This window comes from Thermococcus sp. PK, assembly GCF_000430485.1.
Taxonomy (GTDB): Archaea; Methanobacteriota_B; Thermococci; order Thermococcales; family Thermococcaceae; genus Thermococcus_A; species Thermococcus_A bergensis.
Window position 1 is genome coordinate 63,702 of sequence record NZ_KE387149.1, and the last position, 8,484, is coordinate 72,185.

Sequence of the window (8,484 nt, forward strand, 5' to 3'; positions counted from 1 at the left end):
ATGATCAGGATTTCCTGCTGAAAGTTCATAACAACCACCAATCAACCAAAAGACTTAAGTGCTTATAACTCTAACGATCTAATGGGAACTAGGGTGTAGCTACAATTAATCCCACTTTCCGCATAAGACCACCATCCTTAGAAATGGGTGTTGAATGTTATTAACTTTTCTTCAGTGGAGGGCGTGTTTATAGTAACCTTTATTAGGGTTTTTGCTGAATTCTTTCGGGTGGTTGTCGTGATCCCCAGATGGGATCACAGACTCAAAGACCCTGAAAGCGTGGCATTCGCAATTCTTGACGTTTTTAGCAGACTTCGAATCAGAAGGAGAGCTGAGAACCTGCCAAAATCCAAAAAATTTCCAGTAAAAACAATACTGGCAATACTCCTCTTTTAAACAATACTACAACCTACCTCTCAGAGACGCCCAGCACTACGGCAGAAAATTCTTCGGAGCAAACATTCACTACTCAACCCTCCACAACTGGGAGAAAAGCTGAACCTCGAAGAACTGACAAACCACCTCCTGAAAAAACTCCAGAAATTACCCTACGCCAGCACTCAAGCAGACTCAACCATTATCACAAATAAAAAAGGGTAGGATAGAAGTTCAGGCAATAACGAGAATCCTGCCGGGTTTACTGTATCCGGTTGCTGTGAAGATCACAACTTCTGAGAACGAGCTGATTGAACTCCTGCCGGGGGGTTCTGGGAATTTTTATGCTGATGGGGCTTATGATTCAAAGAAAGTTCTGAACACTGTGGTGGAAAAGGGTTATCGGCCGATTGTTAAGAAAACTAAGAACGCTCCAGGTGGTTTTGGTAGTAAGAAGAGAGACAGAGTGTTTTCTGAAGAAGAGTACAGGCATAGGAATCCTCATGAGGGGTTCTGGGGTGCGTTTACAACGTGGTTTGGCAGTAGGATCCCCTGTTTTCTGAAAAAGACTACTGTAACCCGAATCCTGCTTGGGGTAATGTGTTATGGTCTGAAAATCCTCCTCAGAGTCAAATACTGTTTAAATAACAGGGGGTGAAACTAAACACGCCCCGGTGGTGCAGAAATCACAGCCTCTGCTTTTCAGGGTGCAATGTTTAGATACACTTCATTTAGTGAAAGACTTAAATAGTAAAAAGGCTTCTTACATAAAAGCGGTGATGAAAAATGAAAGTTAAAAACCTTATGACTTCCAACCCAGTAGTAATTGAGCTTCCGGCAACGAGGAGCTATGCAATGGATCTTTTTAAAAAATATAGGGTTAGGTCTTTTCCTGTGGTGAAAAAAGGCACAAAAGAGCTTGTAGGTATAGTCAGCATAAAGAGTGTTCTTTTGCATCCTGATGAAGATCAGCTTGCAATGCTTGTTAAGAGGGATGTTCCTACTGTACGCCCCAATGATACTTTGAAAAAGGCCGTTAAGCTGATGCTTGAACATGATTACAGACGAGTTGTTGTGGTGGATGAGCAAAACCGTGTTGTTGGTATTCTGACGGTGGGGGATATAATAGGGGGATATCTCTCCAAAAACGAAAAAATGAAGAATATAGAAATTGAGCCGTATTATCAGAGATACGTGAGTGTTGTCTGGAAAGGAACACCTTTAAAGGCTGCGTTAAAATCACTTCTGCTTTCAAACGCTATGGCTTTGCCTGTAATAGATGACGACGGAAACCTTGTAGGTATTGTTGATGAGACAGACCTCCTCAAGGACAGTGAAGTTGTAAGGGTTATGAAGAGTGCTGAGTTAGCGGCTTCCAGTGAAGAGGAGTGGATACTGGAGAGCCACCCGGTGCTTCTGTTTGAGAAAAAAGAACTTCAGCTCCCCAAGAAGCCAGTGGAACAAATCATGACAACCGAATTAAAGCTTGCGACTCCCCATATGAGTGTCTATGAAGTAGCAAACATAATGGCGAGGGAGCACATAGAACAGTTGCCTGTCGTCAAAGGAGAAGGGGAAATAATAGGATTAATCAGAGATATTGACCTCATAAAGGCAATAGTGAACAAGCCATGAGGGAAATTTCCCTCTCTCTTATTGGTTTTGGAAACGTTGGAAAAGGCGTTGCTGGGGTAGTCCTAAATAAGCAGCAGTACTTTAGAGAGAAATACGGGCTTGAGATTAAAGTAGTGAGCATTACTGATTCTACCGCCACGATATGGGATCCAAACGGAATAGACCTAAAAGAAGCCCTTGAAATTAAGAAAAGCGCTGGTTCTCTTAAATTCTGGGGAAATGAGTATGAGATTTATGAGCTGAAACCTTCCGAAGTGGTTAAAGAAGTCGATAGCGATGTGGTGGTTGATGTCACCAACGACAAAAATGCTGCAGAATGGCATTTGGAAGCTCTGAAGAATGAAAAAGCTGTTGTAACTTCTAACAAACCACCCGTGGTTTTTAGATATGGAGAACTCATCAAGGTATCATCTAAAAAAGATGTGCCCTACCTTTTTGAGGCCACAGTAATGGCAGGGACGCCTATAATACACCTCCTTAAAAGTGCTCTCCCCGCTGATTCTATAGAGAGGATCTGGGGAGTTCTCAACGGCACGACGACATTCATTTTGAACGCTATGGAAGATGGCATGGGCTTTGAAGAGGCCCTTAAAAAAGCTCAAGAGCTCGGAATAGCGGAGAGAGACCCCTCAAATGACATTGAGGGAATTGATGCAGGCTACAAGGGGGTTATTTTGCACAACGTAGCATTTCACCAATTTGACTTCAAAAAGGCCCACATAGAAGGTATAGAGGGAATATCAGAGAAGAAGATCAGGGAGAACTTCAAAAGGGGAACAGTTACGCGACTTGTTGCTCTTGTGGAAGATGGAAGGGTGGAGATAAAGCCCAGAGAACTGCCCATTAACAGTCCTTTAGCTGTCAGAGGCACTTCAAACGTTGCTTTGATAGAGAGCGATCTATTGGGGGAGTTAGTTATTAAGGGGGCTGGGGCAGGGATCAAAGAGACCGCTTCTGGAGTTGTGAGTGACATAATAAGGGCATCTCTAAAAACCAAATATTTATAATTCATTCCCAGATTTTTGAGTCGGTGAGAGCGTGAAGCATGTAATAGCCCTTCATCAGGTCTATGGAGAGCTGATATTCAGAGGGCTTAAGTATCACGAGATAAGGAAAGCTCCTGTTTTTAGGGAAGGGGACACTGTCTTTCTTTACATTGCGAGAGGAGACCTAGGTGTCTTAAGAAGGACTCTAGGGAAGCTTGGCCTTACTGAAGAACAGGTTTTGACCAAAAGGGGCAGCATTGTGGGGGGATTTGAAGTTGGGGAGGTAATAAAAGCGGATTTTGAGACACTATGGGATTTAACGAAGGACACCAGCGGCCTTAGGTTTGTCTATGGGGAGGAAGAGGGTAAGAAATGGCTCAAGCAGTATATAAATGAGTACGGCTACGCCTTTACCATAGAAAAGCCGTTTCTCTTTAAAGAGCCCCTCACAAGAGAAAAAATGAAAGAGCTCTATGGAGTTCATGTTGAAGGGATAATCCACCTTTCAAACAGGACAAGGAAGCCGTGGGTTAAAAGCCTCCTTGAAGACCTTACGGCGAGAGAAGTTCAGTATATTTAGTTCTTCTCTTCACCTTCTTCGGGGTAATACACTACATAAGGCCCTGTGCTGAGCTTTTTGATTTCTTCTTTTGTGAGAAGCCTGCTCTTGACTTTTTCACCTATTAGCGCACTGTTTCCAAAGGGATCCATGATCTTTACTGTTAGAGGCTTTTTACCTTCCTTCACGTCTTCAATATAAGCGAGAAGCTCATCAATCTTTTTCACGCTTTCCTCATCATTTTCTTGGTTTTTAAAGTCCCTGGCCATTAGCAGGGTTTCTCTGGTTCTCTCAAGCACACCCTCCACGTTCGTCACAAACCCCTGACTGGCAGGTCCGGGCTCTATTTTGACCCCAATCTCTTCGAGCTCAATGGTACCGCTTTTACTCCTCACAACCCTGGTAAAGAGGTCTTTTTCTTCCTCGACCTTGACAGTGTAGAGCTTTGGCTCTTTCTCTTCGAGAACCATTACGTCTGCGTTTCTGTACCCGCACTTCTCGCATATTATTGTGGACTCCATTACCTTGCCAAAGTATGGGATCTCGTGAATGTGATTGAGAGCCTTTAATGTGTTCTTTCCCCCGCATATTGGACAATCGCCAAGCTTAACCTCGTGTATCTCATTTGTCTCGTTCATCCCAGCTCACCGGAACTAAAAAGAAGAATAGGATTTATAAAGGTTAAAGAAGCTTCAACCTTTGTATATCTTAATGTCTGATGGAGTAATGAGAATCTTAATCTCGTGTTTTGCTATTTTTGCTGTCTCTCCACCAAGGGCATGGGCAATTCCCTTTAGTTGTTCAACGACTTTGGCAAGCACTTCTGGCTTTGATTCTAACGGCGTTAAATCGGCGATAATAATGTTACCTGCTTGTATTTCTTCAGAAATTTTTTCTAAATCAGTATAACTGGTGACAACAATCTTCTTAATATACCTGATCTCCGGCTCAACAATGGTCTTCGCTATAAGATCCTCCTCCAGAGGAACAACGTCAATATCATGTCTAATATCTCTCTTTTTTCCTGTTCCAAGTTCTTTCTTTGTTTCTTCTTTCTTGATAATCTTGTCAAACAATCCCATATTTTTCACCTCAAAAACATTCTTGACTAAGTTATCTTTTCGTATTAGGTCTTTATATTTCTTATGGATGAGTTCGCTAATAAGTGGCGAAGAGGGGATGTACGAAATAGTAGAGGTACGTCTTTTGTCGATCAATAAATTAAAATAAAATATGTCCCCTAATGGACTATCAAAAAATCATTATGGGCAGTATGACGCATAGCACCCCCTACCTAGGTAAGCTCCCAGATTCTATTGAGTGTTCATATAGAAAAACAGTTTCGAAAGATATGACACATACCTTCTCCCATAGATAGTTCCAACGTATTTATGAGAAAATGGGGGATGAAAAGAGCCAAAACGACTGTTTTTATCGAAAGATTTATATACCTTTAATTCAAAAAATAAGAATGAAGAATTTCCTAAGGAGGTGTTGTGAATGGCTGAGTTGCCAATTGCCCCAATTGACAGATTGATTAGAAAGGCTGGTGCTGAGAGAGTTAGTGAAGAGGCCGCCAAGATACTCGCCGAGTATCTCGAAGAATACGCAATTGAGCTCGGAAAGAAGGCTGTTGAGTTCGCCAGACACGCTGGCAGAAAGACCGTCAAGGCCGAGGACATTAAGCTCGCAATCAAGGCTTGAAGGCCTTTCCCTTCTTTTTTCTATTATGGATATCTCCACTGTGTTTCCCATGGCTTGTAAATGTTGAACCTGAAGCGTTCTCCCGTTATCTTGCCAACGAGAAACGTTGGGTCACTCATTCTTGGAACCGTTGGGGAGCCGGGATTGAGGAGGTGCACTTCTTTTCCCATGTACTCGTAGCTCTTGTAGAAGAACCTGTGTGTATGGCCAAAAATTAGCAAATCAACATCCATGTCAAGGGCTTTGTATTTGAGGCTCTGTTCATCTAAGCTGAGAAACTGATGACCGTGTAGGACTCCTACTTTCAAGTCCTCAATTTTTAGAACTTTTTCTTCTGGAAAAATTGGTTTGTCCAAATTCCCTCTAACGATAATCACCGGTGCTATTTCTTTAAAAATCTCAAAAAGCTCGGGGGATGTTAAATCCCCTGCATGGATTATTAACTCTACCCCTTCTTTCCTAAAAACGTCAAAAATCAAATCTGGAAGATAGGAAGTCTTGTCGGGATAATGCGTGTCGCTGAGTATTCCTATCTTCATTTCCTCTCCCACTTGTCTAAGTGGGGATGCGTATATTAAGTTTATCCACGAGTTCTTTGTATCTGTTCCTTACTGTAACCTCAGTTACTCTTGCAACTTCGGCAACTTCTCTCTGGGTGAGCTTCTCTCCTTCAAGGAGACTTGCTATGTAGATAGCAGCCGCAGCTATCCCTGTGGGACCTTTTCCGCTTGTGAGTCCCTTTTCAATAGCTTGGTTCAGTATCTTTATCGCCCTTCTCTTTGTCTTTTCACTTACTCCCAGCTGGTCCCCAAATCGTATGACGTAATCAATAGGGCTTGTTGGTTTTAGGCGAAGATGGAGCTCTCTCGCCAGATACCGGTAACTTCTCCCAATTTCCTTTTTACTAACTTTTGACACATCTTCTATCTCGTCTAAGGTTCTGGGTGCATTTGCGATTCTACAAGCTGCGTAAAGACAGGCGGAAACCATCCCTTCTATAGATTTTCCCCTAACAAGCTTGTTTATGACTGCCTTTCTGTACAAAACTGCTGCAATTTCCCTTATGTTCCGGGGAAGTCCCAGCTGAGAGCCCATCCTATCAAGCTCACTCAAAGCGAATGCAAGGTTTCTGTCCACAGAGTCGCTTATTCTCATTCTTCGCTGCCACATTCTAAGACGGTAAATCTTTGCTCTCATACTTCCTGAAATGTCGCCCCCGTGGATGTCTTTGTTTCTCCAATCTATATCTGTAGAAAGTCCCTTATCATGGAGCATTACAGTCTCTGGTGCCCCCACTCTAGAACGCTTTTCCCTCTGTCCAGGTTCAAAAGCCCTCCGCTCTGGCCCCAAGTCCATAATTTCTTCGTCCAAAACATATCCGCAATTGGAACAAACGATCTCAGCCCTGCCTGGGTCATAAATCAAACTTTCCGAACCACAGATAGGACATCTCCTAATACCCCCAAATTGAGCCAAAAATTCTCACCCCCTCTTTTGGGGGGCAGGGCGCTTTTTCTTGACATTTCTCTTATGCTTTTTATCTTTAGAAGGAGATTTTTTTCTGCGCTCATCGACGTATAAAATTTCCCCAACATATTTCTGAGGATCCTTAACACGAGGCTTTACGGCAACATATGGATGATTAACTGGACCAAAAACATCTTTGACAGTTCCAACAAGCTGAAGATTCTTATCTACTACAGGATCATTTAACGCAGGTGCGAATGTTGAACGGAGTATTAAGAAACCCTGTTTGGCATAATGAGAAACTTTGCCTAAACGCTTCATAGCCCCACCCCAATCGAAAACCTTTTAAATATATCCTCTTCGATCCTTTTAAACTTTTCGCAACACCAGGGCGTGTTTAGTTTCACCCCCTGTTATTTAAACAGTATTTGACTCTGAGGAGGATTTTCAGACCATAACACATTACCCCAAGCAGGATTCGGGTTACAGTAGTCTTTTTCAGAAAACAGGGGATCCTACTGCCAAACCACGTTGTAAACGCACCCCAGAACCCCTCATGAGGATTCCTATGCCTGTACTCTTCTTCAGAAAACACTCTGTCTCTCTTCTTACTACCAAAAACCGCCTGGAGCGTTCTAGTTTTCTTAACAATCGGCCGATAACCCTTTTCCACCACAGTGTTCAGAACTTTCTTTGAATCATAAGCCCCATCAGCATAAAAATTCCCAGAACCCCCCGGCAGGAGTTCAATCAGCTCGTTCTCAGAAGTTGTGATCTTCACAGCAACCGGATACAGTAAACCCGGCAGGATTCTCGTTATTGCCTGAACTTCTATCCTACCCTTTTTTATTTGTAATAATGGTTGAGTCTGCTTGAGTGCTGGCGTAGGGTAATTTCTGGAGTTTTTTCAGGAGGTGGTTTGTCAGTTCTTCGAGGTTCAGCTTTTTCTCCCAGTTGTGGAGGGTTGAGTAGTGAATGTTTTGCTCCGAAGAATTTTCTGCCGTAGTGCTGGGCGTCTCTGAGGGGTAGGTTGTAGTATTGTTTAAAGAGGAGTATTGCCAGTATTGTTTTTACTGGAAATTTTTTGGATTTTGGCAGGTTCTTCAGCTTTCCTTCTGATTCGAAGTCTGCTAAAACGTCAAGAATTGCGAATGCCACGCTTTCAGGGTCTTTGAGTCTGTGATCCCATCTGGGGATCACGACAACCACCCGAAAGAATTCAGCAAAAACCCTAATAAAGGTTACTATAAACACGCCCCGGAAAACAAAAGAATTCAAAAGTTCCATTTATCACTACCTATGAAACAGCCCACTGAGTTCACCCCCCGGAAATTGAGATTACATCTTGGTCCATTGCTGATAGATTTTGTACATTTGTTTTGTACGTGCTGGGATATATAACCTTTTTTGTTTTTCTAAAAGAATGCAAAAAAGAAAAGACTATTCAAACCTCAATGATACATCTCCATAGAGAATTTTCTCTCTTCTCCCGTCCTCAAGCTCCAAGATTAATGCACCGAGTTCATCAATATCCAGAGCCTTTCCTCCAATCTCCTTATCTTCCATTATTATTTTGACATTTCTGCCTAAGAGTGCCTTCTCCCTCCATTTTTGGAGTATCTTCTCGTCATTTCCCTTGAGGAACTCTCCATACCAGTGCTCCAACCGCTCCACAAGGATTTTAAACACCTCTTCTGTGGGAATCCGCACTCCTAAAACTTTGCTTATTGATGTTGAGATGCCCACAAGTTCCTCTGG

13 protein-coding genes and 1 pseudogene are annotated in these 8,484 nt (G+C 42.7%); 6 read left to right on the forward strand and 8 right to left on the reverse strand.

Features of this window, described 5'->3' with window-relative positions; translation table 11 throughout:
* Positions 1-183 precede the first annotated feature (183 nt).
* From THEPK_RS12910 to THEPK_RS02155, 5 genes are all read left to right on the forward strand, one after another.
* On the forward strand, positions 184-396 hold the full coding sequence (locus tag THEPK_RS12910) for a hypothetical protein (RefSeq protein WP_156882118.1): 213 nt from the start codon (positions 184-186) through the stop codon (positions 394-396).
* Positions 397-655: 259 nt separating this feature from the next.
* A complete protein-coding gene (locus THEPK_RS02140; RefSeq protein ID WP_042696758.1) occupies positions 656-1,033 on the forward strand; it encodes a hypothetical protein in 378 nt (125 codons plus the stop codon).
* A gap of 128 nt (positions 1,034-1,161) precedes the next feature.
* Positions 1,162-2,010, forward strand: a complete 849-nt coding sequence (locus THEPK_RS02145; RefSeq protein WP_042697778.1) for a CBS domain-containing protein — start codon at positions 1,162-1,164, stop codon at positions 2,008-2,010.
* Positions 2,007-3,017 carry a homoserine dehydrogenase gene (locus tag THEPK_RS02150; RefSeq protein WP_042697780.1) on the forward strand — a complete coding sequence of 337 codons (1,011 nt, stop codon included), beginning with the start codon at positions 2,007-2,009 and terminating at the stop codon, positions 3,015-3,017. Before THEPK_RS02145 ends, THEPK_RS02150 begins: the two co-directional genes overlap by 4 nt.
* A gap of 31 nt (positions 3,018-3,048) precedes the next feature.
* Complete coding sequence (locus THEPK_RS02155; protein ID WP_042697783.1) at positions 3,049-3,576, forward strand: ASCH domain-containing protein; 528 nt, start codon at positions 3,049-3,051, stop codon at positions 3,574-3,576.
* Here the strand turns inward: THEPK_RS02155 and THEPK_RS02160 are convergent.
* Together THEPK_RS02160 and THEPK_RS02165 are read right to left on the reverse strand one after the other, a co-directional pair.
* Entirely contained in the window at positions 3,573-4,193 is a 621-nt protein-coding gene (locus THEPK_RS02160; RefSeq protein ID WP_042697786.1) for a ZPR1 zinc finger domain-containing protein, read from the reverse strand. The two genes, THEPK_RS02155 and THEPK_RS02160, sit on opposite strands and share 4 nt — an antisense overlap.
* 54 nt (positions 4,194-4,247) lie before the next feature.
* On the reverse strand, positions 4,248-4,637 hold the full coding sequence (locus THEPK_RS02165) for a cell division protein SepF (RefSeq protein ID WP_042697789.1): 390 nt from the start codon (positions 4,635-4,637) through the stop codon (positions 4,248-4,250).
* Positions 4,638-5,055: 418 nt separating this feature from the next.
* Here THEPK_RS02165 and hpkA point away from each other — a divergent pair, with 418 nt between their 5' ends.
* Positions 5,056-5,259 (forward strand): archaeal histone HpkA, encoded by a 204-nt coding sequence (gene hpkA / locus THEPK_RS02170; RefSeq protein ID WP_042697791.1) that lies wholly within the window; start codon positions 5,056-5,058, stop codon positions 5,257-5,259.
* Positions 5,260-5,282: 23 nt separating this feature from the next.
* Here the strand turns inward: hpkA and THEPK_RS02175 are convergent, their stop codons facing one another.
* The 6 genes and pseudogenes from THEPK_RS02175 to THEPK_RS02200 form a co-directional block, all read right to left on the reverse strand.
* Complete coding sequence (locus THEPK_RS02175; protein WP_042697794.1) at positions 5,283-5,798, reverse strand: metallophosphoesterase; 516 nt, start codon at positions 5,796-5,798, stop codon at positions 5,283-5,285.
* Positions 5,799-5,814: 16 nt separating this feature from the next.
* Positions 5,815-6,735, reverse strand: a complete 921-nt coding sequence (locus tag THEPK_RS02180) for a transcription initiation factor IIB (protein WP_052315873.1) — start codon at positions 6,733-6,735, stop codon at positions 5,815-5,817.
* A gap of 6 nt (positions 6,736-6,741) precedes the next feature.
* Complete coding sequence (locus THEPK_RS02185) at positions 6,742-7,047, reverse strand: Gar1/Naf1 family protein (protein ID WP_042697797.1); 306 nt, start codon at positions 7,045-7,047, stop codon at positions 6,742-6,744.
* Between the two features lie 82 nt (positions 7,048-7,129).
* Entirely contained in the window at positions 7,130-7,507 is a 378-nt protein-coding gene (locus tag THEPK_RS02190) for a hypothetical protein (RefSeq protein WP_042697800.1), read from the reverse strand.
* 65 nt (positions 7,508-7,572) lie between these two features.
* A complete protein-coding gene (locus THEPK_RS02195) occupies positions 7,573-7,980 on the reverse strand; it encodes a hypothetical protein (RefSeq protein ID WP_156882120.1) in 408 nt (135 codons plus the stop codon).
* A 186-nt stretch (positions 7,981-8,166) separates the two neighbouring features.
* A pseudogene (locus tag THEPK_RS02200) lies at positions 8,167-8,484 on the reverse strand (biotin--[acetyl-CoA-carboxylase] ligase); the annotation flags it as partial.